The 15344-nt window shown below is 62.7% G+C and carries 14 protein-coding genes; 3 read left to right on the plus strand and 11 right to left on the minus strand.

Going from position 1 to position 15344, the window contains the following annotated elements:
* Positions 1-70: 70 nt before the first annotated feature.
* A complete protein-coding gene (gene polA, locus ACQY4Y_RS24385) occupies positions 71-2893 on the minus strand; it encodes a DNA polymerase I (protein WP_428493707.1) in 2823 nt (940 codons plus the stop codon).
* 1 nt (position 2894) lies between these two features.
* Positions 2895-3107, minus strand: coding sequence for a zinc-finger domain-containing protein (locus ACQY4Y_RS24390; RefSeq protein WP_428493164.1), 213 nt, complete (start codon positions 3105-3107; stop codon positions 2895-2897).
* Positions 3108-3178: 71 nt separating this feature from the next.
* On the opposite strand from ACQY4Y_RS24390, the gene ACQY4Y_RS24395 reads away from it, so the two are divergent.
* Positions 3179-4195 (plus strand): alpha/beta fold hydrolase, encoded by a 1017-nt coding sequence (locus tag ACQY4Y_RS24395; RefSeq protein ID WP_428493165.1) that lies wholly within the window; start codon positions 3179-3181, stop codon positions 4193-4195.
* Between the two features lie 37 nt (positions 4196-4232).
* On the opposite strand, the gene ACQY4Y_RS24400 is transcribed toward ACQY4Y_RS24395, so the two are convergent.
* Together ACQY4Y_RS24400 and ACQY4Y_RS24405 are read right to left on the minus strand one after the other, a co-directional pair.
* Entirely contained in the window at positions 4233-5573 is a 1341-nt protein-coding gene (locus ACQY4Y_RS24400; protein WP_428493166.1) for an ATP-binding protein, read from the minus strand.
* Positions 5574-5735: 162 nt separating this feature from the next.
* Entirely contained in the window at positions 5736-6455 is a 720-nt protein-coding gene (locus ACQY4Y_RS24405; protein ID WP_428493167.1) for a response regulator, read from the minus strand.
* Positions 6456-6758: 303 nt separating this feature from the next.
* Between ACQY4Y_RS24405 and ACQY4Y_RS24410 the strand changes: the two genes are divergently transcribed.
* Positions 6759-7010: a hypothetical protein gene (locus tag ACQY4Y_RS24410; protein WP_428493168.1), complete on the plus strand. Its 252-nt coding sequence runs from the start codon at positions 6759-6761 to the stop codon at positions 7008-7010.
* 43 nt (positions 7011-7053) lie between these two features.
* Here ACQY4Y_RS24410 and ACQY4Y_RS24415 read toward each other — a convergent pair whose 3' ends face one another.
* The 7 genes from ACQY4Y_RS24415 to ACQY4Y_RS24445 all read right to left on the minus strand — a co-directional run bounded on the left by ACQY4Y_RS24415 (position 7054) and on the right by ACQY4Y_RS24445 (position 14831).
* On the minus strand, positions 7054-7785 hold the full coding sequence (locus ACQY4Y_RS24415) for an SDR family NAD(P)-dependent oxidoreductase (protein WP_428493169.1): 732 nt from the start codon (positions 7783-7785) through the stop codon (positions 7054-7056).
* A gap of 71 nt (positions 7786-7856) precedes the next feature.
* Positions 7857-8771, minus strand: a complete 915-nt coding sequence (locus ACQY4Y_RS24420) for a TauD/TfdA dioxygenase family protein (RefSeq protein ID WP_428493170.1) — start codon at positions 8769-8771, stop codon at positions 7857-7859.
* 37 nt (positions 8772-8808) lie between these two features.
* Positions 8809-9702, minus strand: coding sequence for an alpha/beta fold hydrolase (locus ACQY4Y_RS24425; protein ID WP_428493171.1), 894 nt, complete (start codon positions 9700-9702; stop codon positions 8809-8811).
* Positions 9703-9789: 87 nt separating this feature from the next.
* Positions 9790-10590 carry an SDR family NAD(P)-dependent oxidoreductase gene (locus ACQY4Y_RS24430; RefSeq protein WP_428493172.1) on the minus strand — a complete coding sequence of 267 codons (801 nt, stop codon included), beginning with the start codon at positions 10588-10590 and terminating at the stop codon, positions 9790-9792.
* Positions 10591-10725: 135 nt separating this feature from the next.
* Complete coding sequence (locus ACQY4Y_RS24435; RefSeq protein WP_428493173.1) at positions 10726-10920, minus strand: hypothetical protein; 195 nt, start codon at positions 10918-10920, stop codon at positions 10726-10728.
* 52 nt (positions 10921-10972) lie between these two features.
* On the minus strand, positions 10973-11179 hold the full coding sequence (locus ACQY4Y_RS24440) for a cold-shock protein (RefSeq protein ID WP_428493174.1): 207 nt from the start codon (positions 11177-11179) through the stop codon (positions 10973-10975).
* A gap of 190 nt (positions 11180-11369) precedes the next feature.
* Complete coding sequence (locus ACQY4Y_RS24445) at positions 11370-14831, minus strand: sarcosine oxidase subunit alpha family protein (RefSeq protein WP_428493708.1); 3462 nt, start codon at positions 14829-14831, stop codon at positions 11370-11372.
* Here ACQY4Y_RS24445 and ACQY4Y_RS24450 point away from each other — a divergent pair.
* Entirely contained in the window at positions 14748-15041 is a 294-nt protein-coding gene (locus ACQY4Y_RS24450; RefSeq protein WP_428493731.1) for a hypothetical protein, read from the plus strand. The genes ACQY4Y_RS24445 and ACQY4Y_RS24450 overlap by 84 nt on opposite strands.
* Positions 15042-15344 lie beyond the last annotated feature (303 nt).

Raw genomic sequence — 15344 nt, forward strand, 5'->3', positions numbered from 1 at the left:
CTCGTCGTGTATGAGTTGTAAAGGCGAGAAGTATCGCTAGTGCCGATACGCTGTTGGGCTCCGACCACCATCAATGGGCGGCCGCCCAGGTGCGCCCTGCCCCGGTCTCGACCACCAAGGGCACGGACAGAACCGCGGCGCTTTCCATGACCCTGCGAACCACCGCGGCCAATTCCTCGGCCTCGTGCGCCGGCGCCTCGAATAGCAGCTCATCATGCACCTGCAACAGCATCCGGGACCGAAGCCCCTTCTCACGCAAGGCCGCGGGCAGTCTCACCATCGCCCGCTTGATGATATCCGCGGCTCCGCCCTGCAACGGCGCATTGATCGCCTGACGCTCGGCATAGGCGCGGCGGGCGGCGTTTTTGTCAGCTATGCCGGAGACCCAGCACCGTCGCCCGAATGGCGATACGACGTAGCCGTTGGCCCTGGCCTGTGTCTTGGTCTCTTCCATGTAGGCGAGGATACCCGGATAGCGCTCGAAATAACGCCCGATATAGAGCCTGGCCTCGCCCGGTGAGATACCCAACTGCCGAGCCAGGCCGAAGCCGGAGATGCCGTAGATGATGCCGAAGTTAATGGCCTTGGCGCGTCGGCGGGTCATCGGGTCCATGCCGGCCATCGGCACCCCGAACACCTCACTGGCGGTGCGGGCGTGAATGTCCTCGCCGTTGGCAAAACTGTCTCGCAGCACCGGTAAATTAGCGACATGGGCAAGCAGGCGGAGTTCGATCTGTGAGTAGTCGGCGCTGACCAGCACATGGCCCGGTTCGGCGATGAAGGCGTGACGGATGCGGCTGCCTTCGTCGGTGCGGATCGGGATGTTCTGCAGGTTGGGATCGTTGGATGACAGCCGCCCGGTCGAAGCGACCGCCATCGCGAAACAGGTATGCACCCGCCCGGTGTCGGGGTTGATGTCATTCACCAGCGAGTCGGCGTAGGTCGACTTCAGCTTCGCCAACTGCCGCCACTCCAGGATGCGTGTGGGCAGTTCCAACCCCTGTTCGGCCAAATTCTGCAGCACCGAGGAATCGGTTCCCCAGGCGCCGGTCTTCATCCGTTTTCCGCCTGGCAGTTGCTGTTCGTCGAACAGCACCTCACCCAGTTGTTTGGGGCTGCCGACGTTGAATGGGTGGCCGGCCAGGCGGTGGCAGTCCTGCTCCATGACCGCCATGCGGGCGTCGAAGTCGACCGACATGCGTCGCAGGTCGTCGGCATCGACCTTGATGCCGGCCCGCTCCATCCCCAACAGCACCGGCACCAGGCGGCGTTCGGTCTGTTCGTAGAGCGCGAGGCCACCGTTCAATCGCAGCCGAGGCCGCAAGGTCTGCCACAGACGCAGCGTGACATCGGCATTTTCGGCCGCCGGGGCAGTTGCCCGATCGATTTGAACCTGCGCCAGCGGCACCCGGTTGCGGCCGGTGCCGGTCGCGTCGTCAAAGCTCAGCGGCGTGTGACCCAGGTGCAGCCTGGAGAGATCGTCCAGCGCATGCCCGTGCAGACCGGCGTCCTGTGCGTAAGAGATCAGCATCGTGTCGTCGATCGGAACAGGTATCGGGAAGCCGGCTCGCGACAACGCCATCATGGCGAACTTGGCGTCCGGGAAGATCTTCAGCACCGAAACATCGGTTAGCAGCGGCCCCAGCAGTTCGATTGCCTGGTTTATTCCGATCTGCTCGCCCAACACCTCGTGTGCCAGGGGGACGTAGCAAGCGCGTCCCGGTGTCACGGCCAGCGACAGCCCGATCAGGTGAGCACGCATTGCGTCCGAGCGGTCGGTTGCGATGGCGATCGCGACCTGACCGGCAGCTTGGGCGTCACCGACCCACTCACGCAGAGTGTCGGCGGTGGTGACGCTGTCGTAAGGGCCAAACCCGCTCTCGGTGGGCGGCGGGGTGAGACCCAGGTCGGGCTGCAATCCGGCCGGTCGAGTTGAGGGGGTGGGAAACTGCGCTGTCTCGGACGATGATTGCGGCAGGTCAGCGGTTGGTTTGGCGCCAGTCTCGGCATCCAAACCTAGCCGAGCGGCGACGCTGCGAAAGCCTTGGCGGGTTAGCCATGCGGACAGCGCCATCCTGTCGGCGTCACGTTGGGCCAGGGCCTCGACCGGCACGGGGAGTGGGGTGTCCAGCCTTAGTCGGACCAGGTCGCGCGAGATACGGGCCTTGTCGGCGTGCTCTATCAGCATATCGCGCCGTTTGGACGGTTTCATGGTGGGTGCCGCTGTCAGAACCGCTTCGACGTCGCCGTACTCGTTTATCAGTTGCGCCGCGCCCTTGGGGCCGATGCCCGGCACGCCGGGCACATTGTCGGTCGAATCACCGATCAGCGCCTGCACCTCGATCATCTTGTCCGGTGTGACGCCGAATTTTTCCATTACCTCGGCCGGACCGATCGGCTTCTGCTTGATCGGGTCCAGCATGTCCACGCCGGGCCGGATCAATTGCATCAGGTCCTTGTCGGAGGAGACGATGGTGACTTGGCCGCCGGCGGTGACGGCCGATTGGGCGTAGGCGGCGATCAGGTCGTCGGCCTCCCAATCGGGGAGCTCGACGGCCGGGACGCCAAACGCCTCGGTGGCTTCCCGGACCAAGGCAAACTGCGGAATCAGCTCGTCGGGTGGGGGCGGCCGGTGCGCCTTGTAGGCGTCATACAGGCGGTTGCGGAAGGTCAGACGCCCGGCGTCGAATATGACGGCTATGTGGGTGCCGACGTGCTCCTTCAGCAGTTTGGCCAGCATGTTGGTGAAGCCGAACACCGCGTTCACCGGCGTGCCGTCCTGTCTGGTCATCGGCGGCAGGGCGTGGAAGGCGCGGAAGATGAAGCCGGATCCGTCGATCAGGATCAGGTGCAGTTTTCGGGTTGCGACCTCGGTCTCCGCCGGGACGGCGATGTCAATGTCCGCTGGCGTGATCCGCTCCTGGGTTCAGGACATAGAGACGTGAGCAATAGGGGCACATCACCTGCTCACCTGGGATGCGCAGGAAGACCCTTGGGTGGCCCAGGGCGCCGTCGCCACCGTCGCAGGCCGCGGTGCGGGAGTCGACATGGATGATCTCGGTCGGGGTCGCTGGGAGGGCAGTATTCGGGGCGGCGCCGTCCGGCATGTTGATCCTCTGTCTGGTCTGGAACGCGGGGTGATGATAGCGATGCGGCGAATGCTTTCAACCAGTCTCCCTTGAAACCGCTGCGCGCCGGCATGCTGCTGGTCCTGGTGCTGCTGGCGACGGTGCTGACCGGATGCGTCGGCCGGATCGCCCCGCCTGGGCCGGCGGTGGAGAAACCGACGGAGACAAATGATGTGTTCGTAATGCCGGACGGCACCGTCCTGCCCTACCGGGTGTGGCTGCCAAAAGGTTTCCCCAGTACTGTCGTGCTGGCGCTGCACGGCATGAACGACAGCCGCGATGCGTGGGAGTGTCCGGCGCCCGACTTCGCGGCCGCCGGAATGGCGGTATTTTCGCCGGATCAGCGCGGCTTCGGCGCGACCCGGACGCGCGGTCTTTGGCCGGGCACCGCCGGCCTGATCGATGACGCCCGGGTCATGGTCCGCCTGCTGCGGTCACGCTATCCGCGGGCCAAACTGATCCTGATGGCGGAAAGCATGGGGGCCGCGGCGATGATGGTCATGGCGACCGAACCGGACCCGCCGCCGGTTGATGGTTATGTGCTGATCGCACCCGCGGTATGGGGACGGTCGAAGATGAACATCCTGCTGCGGGGGTCGTTGTGGCTGGCTGATCATACCGTGCCGGGCATGAAGGTGACCGGGGGAGGCGTTGTCAAGGTTACCGCCAGCGACAACCGGGCGGCGCTGGTCAGGCTGTCAACCGATCCGCTGACACTGCGGGCAACCCGGGTGGATGCGATCAAGGGGCTGGTGGACCTGATGGATCAGGCGTTGGCCGCGGCAGCGCATTTCAGCGCGCCGGCTTTGTTCTTGTATGGCGGCCATGACGAACTGGTGCCGCCGAAGGCAACCGCCGCCATGTGGCGGGCCCTGCCGCGTGTCGGCAAGGGTGGTGCTGTACTGGCTTTCTATCCGGCGGGCTATCACCTGCTGCTGCGCGACAAGGATCGTGGGACTCCGATCGACGATATCCTGGCGTGGATCAACCATCCGGATGCGGCTCTGCCATCCGGCGCGGATGACGCGGCTGAGGCATGGCTGGCTAAACGGAAGGCGTCGGATTGATGACGGGGTTGGTGGCGATGCATGCTTGAAAAGCTCGCTAAACCGGCAAGGTCACGATCGCCTTGACACCGCCGGACGGACGGTTGGTGATGGTCACATCCCCGCCGTGGGCGCGCATGATATTTCGTGCGATCGGCAGTCCCAGACCAACGCCGCCGGTTTCCCGGTTACGGCTCGGTTCGCCGCGATGGAACGGTTCGAACACCCGGTCGAGATCGCCGCTCGGTATGCCCGGACCGTCATCCTCGACCTCCACCATGACAACCCGGTGTTCGGCCTGGAGCAGGCGCACCCTTGCCGAGCCGCCATAATTGACCGCATTGGCAACAAGATTGACGAACACTCGCTTCAACGCCAGCGATCTCGCCTGCACCGTCAGGTGGGGCGGCCCCTCGTAGTTCAACCTGTCCAGCACATCGGGGTGGGCGTCCCCTGCCTCATCCAGGATAGTTCGCAACAACTCGGCCAGGTCGAGTTGGCTGACGGGTTCGGTGGTACGCGCGTCCCGCCCGAACGCGAGCGTGGCGGACACCATGGCCTCCAGTTCCTCGAGGTCGGCGAGGATCTTGGCGCGCTGCTCGTCGTCCTCGACGAACTCGGCTCGCAGCTTCAGGCGGGTGATCGGTGTGCGCAGATCGTGCCCGATGGCGGTCAGCAACTCGGTCCGATCCTGGACGAAGCGCCGGATACGCGCGGCCATGGTATTGAACGCCACGGCGGCGATGGCAACCTCGGTTGGTCCATTCTCGGGCAATGGGGATGCATTGACATCCCGGCCAAGCGCTTCGGCGGCTTCGGCAAGGGTGCGGACTGGCGCGGTCAGGCGCCGCACCGCCCACAGGGTCAGCGCCGCCGCGGTGACCGTCATCAGCACAAACGCCGCCAAGAAGGTCGGCGAATGCCAGGGTCGCAGTGGTTCCAGCGCCGCCTTGACGTTAAGCCATTCGCCGTCCGGCAGGCGCATCCCGATAACCGCCTGATGCCAGGAATGGCCGCCGTAGATCGCGATCTGCTGCCAGCGAAGCCTCGGACCTCCGAGCGGGACAAGGTTCATGTTTACCCGTATGAGGCGCTGCTCGGGGATTGGCATCTCCGGCAAATCCACCTCGGGCGGCGAGGCGCTCAGCGTGGGTGACAGATCGTTGCCGCGATGCAGTTCGGCCAGGACGGCGGCGCGGTTTGGCGGGTCGGTCAACGCGATGGTGCGATAGAGGCTGACGACGCGAACGGCGATGTCGCGGGCCTGACTTAGCCGCTGCACGTCCAGCCGATCGAGCGCATGAATGGTCAGCCCAGCAATCTGCACGATGATCAGGCCCAGCAACAGCACAAACGCCGTGCGGGCAGCCAGACTGCCGGGCCAGGGGCGAAATCTCATGCGCGCTCCGTGGCGTGGATGCATGCCTTCGGTTTAATGGTAGATCGGGAATGCCGCTCGGCGCCAGAGCTTTGGCGGGCTGGCTGGACAGCCTTTAACTCTCTGTTTTCAAGCATGATTCACGGGACTTGGACGTGGCGTCGTTCGATCATGCTTGAGCGCCTATGCCCGCTCTACCGTGGCAGCAAGGACATAGCCGCCGCCGCGGACGGTCTTGATAAGCTGTGCGTTTCGTCCGTCATCCTCCAGCTTGCGGCGAAGACGGGACACGGCGACGTCGATCGCCCGATCAAACGGACCTGCCTGGCGTCCGCGCAGCAAGTCGAGCAGCATGTCGCGGGTCAGCACGCGATTGGCTCGCTCGACCAGTGCCTGTAGCAGGTCGTATTCGCCCCCGGTCAGCGCGACCTCGACCCCCTCGGGGTTGAGCAGCCGACGGCGGGCGGGGTCCAGGGTCCAATCGTTGAATCGATAGCCGCGGACGGAGGGGTCATGGCGGGTCTCAGCCTGGTCGCCGGAGCGGCGCAACACAGCGCGGATGCGAGCCAGCAGTTCGCGCGGGTTGAACGGTTTCGGCATGTAGTCGTCGGCGCCAAGTTCCAGACCGATGATTCGGTCGGTTTCCTCACCCATCGCGGTAAGCATCACGATCGGGATGTCCGACTGCCCGCGCAGCCAGCGCGCAAGATCTAGTCCTGATTCGCCGGGCAGCATCAGATCGAGCACTACGAGTTGGTAGTGGCCGTTGAGCCAAGCTCGGCGCGCCTCCTTGCCGTCGCGGACGGCGGTCACGCGGATGCGTTGCTTTTCCAGGAATCGGCCCAGGAGATCGCGAATTTCTCGATCATCGTCGATGACGAGGATGTGTGGGGTCTGGTCCATGTTCTGTTACATACGCCGTGTACGGCCGGTCCGAAACGACCGTTGCAATTTATTGCAATTTGTCGCGGATATGACGCGGATGGGCGCTCCAAGTAGCGGTGGTCGCAATCATGGAGTTATCGGATGCGCCGAACCATTCTAGTCGCCGCGGCGGCGTTTATTTCAGGCGGCATCGCCACAGGGGCGGTGTTGTCGCAAGCACAGCCGACTCCGCCGCCGACGCAGCAACTGGATCGAGTTTCGGCGTCCCAGGATCGCGGGCCGGGCCGTTGGGAGCATCCCGGTCCGGACGGACGCCCCTGGATGCACCATCATGGTGGCATGCGGCCGTTCGCGCTGATCTATCGTCAGCCGGACCGTGAACTTTCGCCTGCCGACGTGCAGAAAATCGTCGAGGGGTTCTTGCTGTGGAACGGTAATCACGACTGGAAAGTAACTGATGTCGCACCGACGACAGATGGTCCGATCGGCTTCAACCTGGCAACGCAAAATGGTTCGGTAGTGGCAAAATTTACGATGGACCCGCATACCGGCAAAATCGCCCGCGTCGGATAGACCAATCAGCCCAGGATGCGCAGGCGGACTCGTCGATCGGCGATCAGGCGTTGGTAATTCCCCCATCGATCGTGATGGTCTGCCCGGTTATGTAGGACGCGTCCGGTGAGCAGAGGAAGCGGATCACCGAGGCGATTTCCGCCGGCTTGCCGAAGCGCCGCAACGGGATCTCCATTCGATACGCCTCTCCGCGTTCGGCGATGACCGGGTCCGCCATCTTGGTCTCAATGACGCCTGGTGCGATCGCGTTCACCAGCACGTCCGGCGCCAGCTTCCGCGACAGGGCCCGGGTCAGGCCAACGATGCCGGCCTTGGCCGCGGCATAGGGCACGCGGTCGGCGCTGCCGCGGCGGTAAGCGACGGAACTGGTCAGCACGATGCGCGCCGGTTCACGCTGGTCGAACCGCCTGGAGAATGCCACTGCCATGTCGTAGGCGTTGGTAAGGTTGGCGGCGATCGCGCGGTTCCAAACGTTGTGGTCGTCGGGGTCGAGTTGATCTTGCTCGAACAGGCCGGCGAGGTGCACCAGTGCGTAAACCGGCGCGCCGGCGGCCTGTATGACCCGCGCGCATTCCGCCGGCGTTTCCAAGGCCGAGGCGATGGTGCCGAGGCGCACGCGACCGAGTGTTTGCTGGGCGCGCGACAGGGCGGCTTCGTCGACATCGGCCATGATCACGTGGCCGCCATGGTCCATGAAGGCGCGCACCGTTTCGATGCCGATGCCGCCCGCCCCGCCGGTGACGACGATGCGTTTGCCGGTGAAAGCCGACGTCATATCAGGCTAGGCCAATTTCAGCATGACAGTGCATGCCGGACATGGCCTAACTCCTTGTTTGATCGCACGATTCACGCGCTGTAAACGAACCGCTCAGCGCGGCCAGGCTCCAGCAGCGACGTGTAGTCCAGCGTCGCCATCACCTGCGCTCGGCGCATGTAGCGCGGTTCGTTCGCCATGTAGTCGGCAACGGCGTTATGGACGGTGCCGATGTTGTCCCACATCAGCAGGTCGCCAACCGCCCAATGATGGGCATAAAGAAAATCGGCACGCTCTTGGTGACGGAACAGGTAATCCAGGATGGTGTCGCTTTCCTTTCGGTCCATGTCATCTATCCACATGGTGTAGCCGGGGTTGGCGTACAGCACCTTGCGCGTGGTCAGCGGGTGGGTGCGCACCAAAGGCTGCGAGACCGGCGGTTTCTTGCGCCTCTGTTCGTCCGTCAGCTTGTCGCGATGAGAACCGGGTCGGAGGCGCATGACTTCCCAGAATTTCTCGAAGTCGTGGGTGGCGGTGTGCCCTTCGATCTTGTGCTTCACCTGATCGGGCAATTCATCATAGGCGGCGTGCATGTTGCGGAACTGGGTCTCGCCGACCGGTTTTCCGTTGCGCATCGGCACGGCTTGCGCGTGCAGTACGTTGGCGAGCGCGATGTCCTGGCTGTATGACATGTCGGTATGCCAGCCCTGCCCCGCGTCGTTCAGGCCGATCGGCTTGCCGTCGGGACCGATCTGGTTGGAGAGGATCATGACCTCGGGGAAATCGGGCTCGTGGAACCGGTTGGCGACGTTGACCTCCAGGTCGCCGAATCGCCTAGCAAACGCGGCGAAGGCCGCGGTGTCGAAGGTCTGATTGGGGAAGCAGAGAACGCCGTACTTGCCGAGCGCGGTCAGTACTGTGCGTAGAGCGCCGTCAGATAGTGCGGCGGCAAGGTCGATGTCTTCAATACGGGCGCCGAGTGTCTGGCCGCTTGGGATGATTTGCATGGTCGTATCTCCCTGACCTTGAGTCAGAAGGATTGTATTAGTCGACAACGGCGAGACGTTTGACAGCGGCTACGACGTCTTGCGGGTTCTCGCGCGGCAGGAAGTGTCCCGCGCGCGGGATTAGCCGACGTTCCATCGGGCCGGTAAACAGGCGATCTCGCGGGATCGAGCCGGCTGGGGGGCCAACGCCATCGGCCTCGCCATGCAGGACGATTGTTGGCACGCCGATGGGCGGTTGTTTGGCGAGTGCGGCTTCCAGGACGTCGTAGGCGGGATCGCCGGGGGCGTTTCCGTATCGGTGTCGATAGGATTGGATTGTTACGCCGACAAAATCCCGATTATCGAAGCTGGCTGCTGTCGTCTTGAACGTCGCGTCATCGAACGCCCAGTTTGGCGACCATAGATGCCATAGCAGCCTGGCTATCCCAGCGCGGTTTTCTGTCAGACCGCTACGGCCTCGGTTAGTGTGAAAATACCACTGATACCAATGACGATACTCCTGTTCCGCTGGACCCGGATGAGCGGCACCGACGATATCCTGTATGCCGTAGCCGGTGATGGCGACAAGCGCGTTGACGCGTTCGGGCCATAGAGCCGCGGTGACGCAGGCGGCTCGTCCGCCCCAGTCGTAACCGACCAGGATGGCCGCCTTGATCGACAGCGCGTCGATGAAGTCCCGGAGATCCGCGCCCAGCGCGGCCTGCTGCCCGCTTCGGGGGATTCCGGCGTTCAGGAAGTGGGTCGACCCGAAGCCGCGCAGCCACGGAACCAAAACCCGAAACCCTGCCTCGGCCAACGGCGGAGCGACGTCATCATAGTCGTGGATATCCGACGGCCAGCCATGCAGCAGAATCACGGTCGGACCCAAGGCCGGCCCGGATTCCAGGAAGCCGATGTCGAGCACCGGGGTGCGTATGCTTCGCGGCGTCATTATGCAAAGTCGCCATCCGCGGGCGGATCCACGCGGATGATGCTCTCGCCGATCAGGGATCCGCCGCCTGCTGTTTGGCGCAGCATCTTAAAGCACCAGGTTACTGGTGACGGCACCGCCGGTCGCGGTCCGTCCCCCGTCAACGACATATTGCGCACCCGTGATGTTGGAAGCGAGGTCGGAGCTCAGGAAGATTACCAAGTTCGCCACCTCGTCGGCGGTGCCATAGCGTCCGATTGGTATGTTGGATTGGTATCGGGTGCCGACGCTGGCCGGATCGTCGGCGCTGATCATCGACTCGAGCGAATGGATCATTCTTGTATCGATCGGACCGGGACAGATGCAATTGACCCGGACGCCGGACCTGGCAACTTCTCCGGCGGCGGTTTTTGTGAGGCCAATGACGGCGTGTTTGGAGGCAACGTAGGCGGGCATCCCTGGTGATGCAACGAGACCGGCAACCGAAGCGGTGTTGACAACGGCGCCGCGGCCCTGCTTGAGCATCACGGGCAGCACATGACGAAGGCCAAGGAAGACACCTTTCACGTTCACCGCCATGACGCGATCGAACATGTCCTCGTCATATTGGTGGGTTGGGGCGATGCTGCCCTCGATGCCGGCATTGTTGTGGAAACAGTCGATCGCGCCGTATTTTTCGAGTGCCAATTTCACGTAGTTCTGGACGTCCGCGGATTTGGTGACGTCGGCGGAAATAAAGGTCGCGTCTCCGCCCTGCTGGCGGAGGATACCGGCAGTGGCCTCACCGGCGGCTTGGTCGCGATCGACGACGATGACCCTGGCGCCCCGACTGGCGAAACCGGAAGCGGTGGCTCGGCCAATTCCGTTACCGGCGCCGGTAATGAGTGCGACCTTGTCGTGAAAATTCATCGCTTCCTCGCTGCATTATTCGCGTTGCGAGAAAGGCTACACCAATTGGCCGAGAACGGAAATTCTACCATCGGCCGGAGCGTGCCTGGATCGAGCGTGCTGGTGTGTGGATCCGGGCGTAGTTAGCGGCGAAATTCAGGTTCGTCGCAGTTGCGCTTCGTCGACCACACGCTCGTGGTTATCGAGCGCACTTTTCGCGCGGTATTGGCAGCCAATCTGGGTTATCGGCAACCGCCGGGTGATGGTGTAGATCCCCGGTCGAACGTTAACATTGGAGCCGTTAGCAACCAGAGCGACCTTATCGCCGGCCGCGAACTTGTATTCGATCAAAAGCGTCCCTCCGTCGGCATCAAGGGCGGCGCACGAAGCGCCGCCCGGTCTGTCAGCTTGCCTGGAGATTGACGGCGGAGGTTTTGCCTTGCTGTCCACGCTCCAATTCAAAGCTGACCGTCTGACCCTCGTTCAGGGTCTTGAGCCCAGCGCGTTCGACCGCAGAGATATGGACGAAAACGTCCTTGGAGCCATCTGCCGGCTGAATGAAGCCAAAACCCTTTTGCGGGTTAAACCATTTTACAGTACCTGAAGCCACGTGAAGTCTCCGCAACTGGCCAAATCCCGCGCACATGCGGGATATCTTACTTTTCAATTGGGGAGAGAACGGCGCGCCGAATGCCCTAAGGTGAGGCAGAACGGCGCGAAATAGGGATCTTGCCCCGGCTGAAAAGTTCAGCCGTTCAACCGTTATACAGAACCTGGCCGAGATTGGACAGCGGTTTTTTTCATCGTACCGGAGAAACCTCAGGATCAATCATGGTGGCCTCGGTAAATTCTAGCCGCGCCTGCTCCAAGCATTCCCAGACGTAAGCCACCAAGGAGCGAGCAACATCGAGTTGGAAGACCTGGGATGCGATCCGCCACAGCATGATCTCGACCTGGCCGAGTAACGTGCGAGTGCACATCCCGACCGGAAACGCGTTCATGCCCAGGTCCAGGGCGCAAAATGTGTTCAAGCACCATGCTGCCTTGGGGCCGGTCAGTTCCAGCACCGCCGATTGATGGGAGACATCGACGATGCTGGCCGGATGGCTGCCGGCTGCTTTGATCGCTGTGGCCGCCAGGTCTAACGCGGTTTCCGGGGCGACAATCAGCCATTCGGCGGGTCCCAACCACAGCGCGGCACGGTCGCGGGCAATGACGGATCGGCAGGGGACGGTTGGCAGCAGCACACCGAGTGCGAGACCGATCGCGGTAGCGGCGGCGGAGGCGGCTTTGACGGATAGTCTCGTGGTGGGAGCAAGCAAGGTCAGGTTGACGGAGCCGCTGGGGCGGGCGACCACAGCAGTCTGGTTTTGTGCCGGTTCAAGTGAATCGATCGAGCGGTGCGGTGGCGGGCCGGTACGGAGCCGCTCGCCCGATTTGTCGACCAAAGTCGGGTCGGTGATAGCGACAGCGGTGAAGCCGATGCGTGTCAGCACGCGCAGTTCCTGACCGAATCGCGAACGGCCGCCTGAGATCAGCGCCAGGGCAAACGAGCGGCCCAGCGTGGGGCTGTGGTAAGAAGAGGTGACATGTCCGAGGCAGGCGACGTCGCCGGGTTCGGAGCGCTCGGGCGGCGATTGGCTGGGTGATGCGACCGCCTGAGCGCCTTCTTCGAGCACAACGGTTCTGTCGGCCGGCAAAAGCCCCACGAGCTGCTTACGATCCGGTCGTTTCAGATCAGGCAGCGACAGCGACCGTCGGCCGACAAAATCTCCGCCACCGATCGTCCAGTTCAGGCCCACGTCGCCAGGAGTGACCGTACCGTCGGTTTCTTGCCCGATGATGATGTAGCCCTTTTCGGCGCGAAGCCGGTTCATCGCGTCGGAGCCAACCGGGGTTACATCGCGTTGTCGCAATGTGTTCCATACGCGTTGGGCCTGATGCGGCGGCAAGTTGATTTCGAAGCCGGACTCACCGGTAAAACTGATCCGGAATAGTCGGATCGGGATGTCTCCGATATGGCCCTGACAAAGGCTCATGTGCGGCATTATGCCGAGATCGATATCCATCAGGAAAGGTTCCAGCGTCTGGGCGGCGTTTGGTCCTTGAACCGAAATGACCGCCCATTGTTCGGTCACCGAAGTGAGCCACACGCGCGAGGCGGAAAACTCGGTCTGCCGATAGTCCTCCATGTGATGCAGGACGAATGCAGCGCCGCCAGTCGTGGTGGTGACGTGAAAACGGTCGGCGGCGAGCCGAGCGATGACGCCATCGTCACGTATGAAACCATCCTCGCCCAGGAGAATGGCGTAGCGGCAACGCCCTGTTGCGAGAGTCGTCAAGTCGCCGGTGTAGATGCGAGAAAGGAACGCCGCGGCGTCGGGTCCGACGACTTCGATTTTTCCAAGCATGCTGGCGTCGATCATGCCGACGTTGCCGCGGACAGCTAGACACTCGCGAACGATCGCGTCATTGATCCTTTCGCCGCCGCGGGGGAAGCAGCGTGGTCGCTTCCAGCCGCCGGCATCCTCCAGTATGGCGTCGGAAGCCGCTATCGACGACAACCGAACCGGGGCGAACCGGCCCGCTCGGTTCAAGCCAGCGAAGGCGCCGAACGTTACTGGTGTGTAAGGGGGACGGAATGTAGTCAAACCGATTGTTTCGACCGGTCGTCCGATCAGCGAAGCGACGGCGCCGAGAGCGTTGAAGTTCGATGTTTTTCCTTGGTCCGTCGCCATTCCCGTTGTGGTGTAGCGTTTGACATGTTCGATTGAGACAAAACCTTCTTTGGTCGCAACGGCGAGATCTTTAGTTGTTACATCGTTCTGGAAATCCACAAATGCCAAACGATGTGGAGGCGCGGGGATCGGCGGGACCGGTGCAGTCATCGCCGGCATCCCGGCGACGGCAAATGTACGGGATTCGCTGCCCCCTGCCGCGGTGCCGTCCTGCAGGCATCGGGCGAGGTCGAAAATTCCGGCGCAGGCCCCGATTGCACCCTGGGGTGGCAGATAGTTCCCCGAAGCCTCGTCGAACAACAGATTTTGGCGCGACTGGCTGAATAGATGCAATGACGGTGTCCAGCCCCCGGACGTCAGAATGGTATCGCATGGAATGATATCGGTTCCGTTGGCCAGCTTGGCAGAATGGACCCGGGTACGACCCTCGGTGCTTGCGACTGTCATGCCGGAGTGGATCGGGATGCCCTGTTCGCGGGCCGCTTGTACGGCCTCGCCATGGGGTATCGGACGTTGGTCGACGATTCCGGCGATGTCGACGCCGGCCTGCCGCAGATCGACCGCGGCGCGGTAGGCACTGTCGTCGGCGGTCGCTACGACAACCCGCCTTCCGACCTGCACCCCATACCTGTGTAGATACGATCTTGCTGCTTTAGCAAGCATGATGCCGGGGCGGTCGTTGCCGGGAAAAATCAACGGTCGCTCGATAGCCCCTGTGGCCAGGACAATGCGTTCGGCGCGGACTCGCCACAACCGCTCCCTCGGCAGTGTTGATGCAGGGTTTGCGAGATGGTCGGTTACGCGCTGCAGCAGACCGATCATGTTGTTCGAATAGCAACCGAATGCGGTGGTGCGAGGCAGCAACGTGATTGATTTGGTGAGCGTGGCGACCGCTTCGCGGACCCATTCGGGGGCAGTCCAGCCATCGATTTTTACCCAAGGTTCGTCCAGCAATGAGCCGCCGAACTCGGCCTGATCGTCGCACAGAATGATCCGGGCGCCGGAGCCGGAGGCGTGCAGAGCCGCTGCCAACCCGGCGGCGCCGCCACCGATGATAAGCAGTTCACAATGGGCGTGCTGATGCAGGTATCGATCTGGATCTGGCAAGTTTGGTGCCTGTCCAAGGCCCGCCGCCCGGCGGATGGCCGGCTCATAGAACGCTTTCCAGAACGATGACGGCCACATGAAGCTTTTGTAGTAGAAGCCGGCGGACAACAAGGGGGCGGCCAGTCCGGTCAATGCCGCCAGATCAAGACGCAGAGACGGAAACCGGTTCTGGCTGCTAGCCGACAGCCCATCATAAAGTTCGATCTGGGTGGCGCGAAGGTTCGGTGTAATCCGCCCCCGCCCTTTGTCGAGGGTCACGAGCGCATTGGGTTCCTCAGACCCGGCGGACAGGATACCGCGCGGGCGGTGGTATTTGAACGAGCGCCCGACCAGATGAACGCCGTTCGCCAGCAAAGCCGAGGCAAGCGTGTCGCCAGCGTAGCCTTGATACCGGCGACCATCGAAGCTGAAATTCACCGGTCGGTCGCGATTGATCCGGCCGCCTTCGGCTGCTCGAAAGGGTTGCGTCATGACACTGTCATGTTCAATCCGTGCCGGGGGGTTGATTGTGTTGTCATAGCGAACTCCGCGCCGCCCGGGACCCGCGGCAATAACGACGAGTCGATCGTCATGTACGGACCATCCCGCGTTGACAAGGGCCGGCCGCGGTTCTCAGAGCGTTGGTAAGCAAGACGCGCAGGCGACTCTGGTCACGACTCGAACGACGTACGCATCTTATATATATGCATATAGTGCCCATCGCTCCTGACATCGAACCCTGTTTGGTCATACGAGACAGCGACATCCGGCGGTTTTTTCCGCCGGGAACGCTGACGGCCGGTCGGTCGTACGAGCAACGCGGCCGCGTTCAAGACCTTGAGATAGCCGATCGGGGAGCGATCATCACTGCGACGACGCAGGGAACCCGACCCGATCCCTACGCGCAAAGCTTGAAGATCAGTCGCTCGTCGGCCGACGGAATCAGGATTG

This window comes from Rhodopila sp., from assembly GCF_965277165.1.
In the GTDB taxonomy this organism is placed as follows: Bacteria; Pseudomonadota; Alphaproteobacteria; order Acetobacterales; family Acetobacteraceae; genus Rhodopila.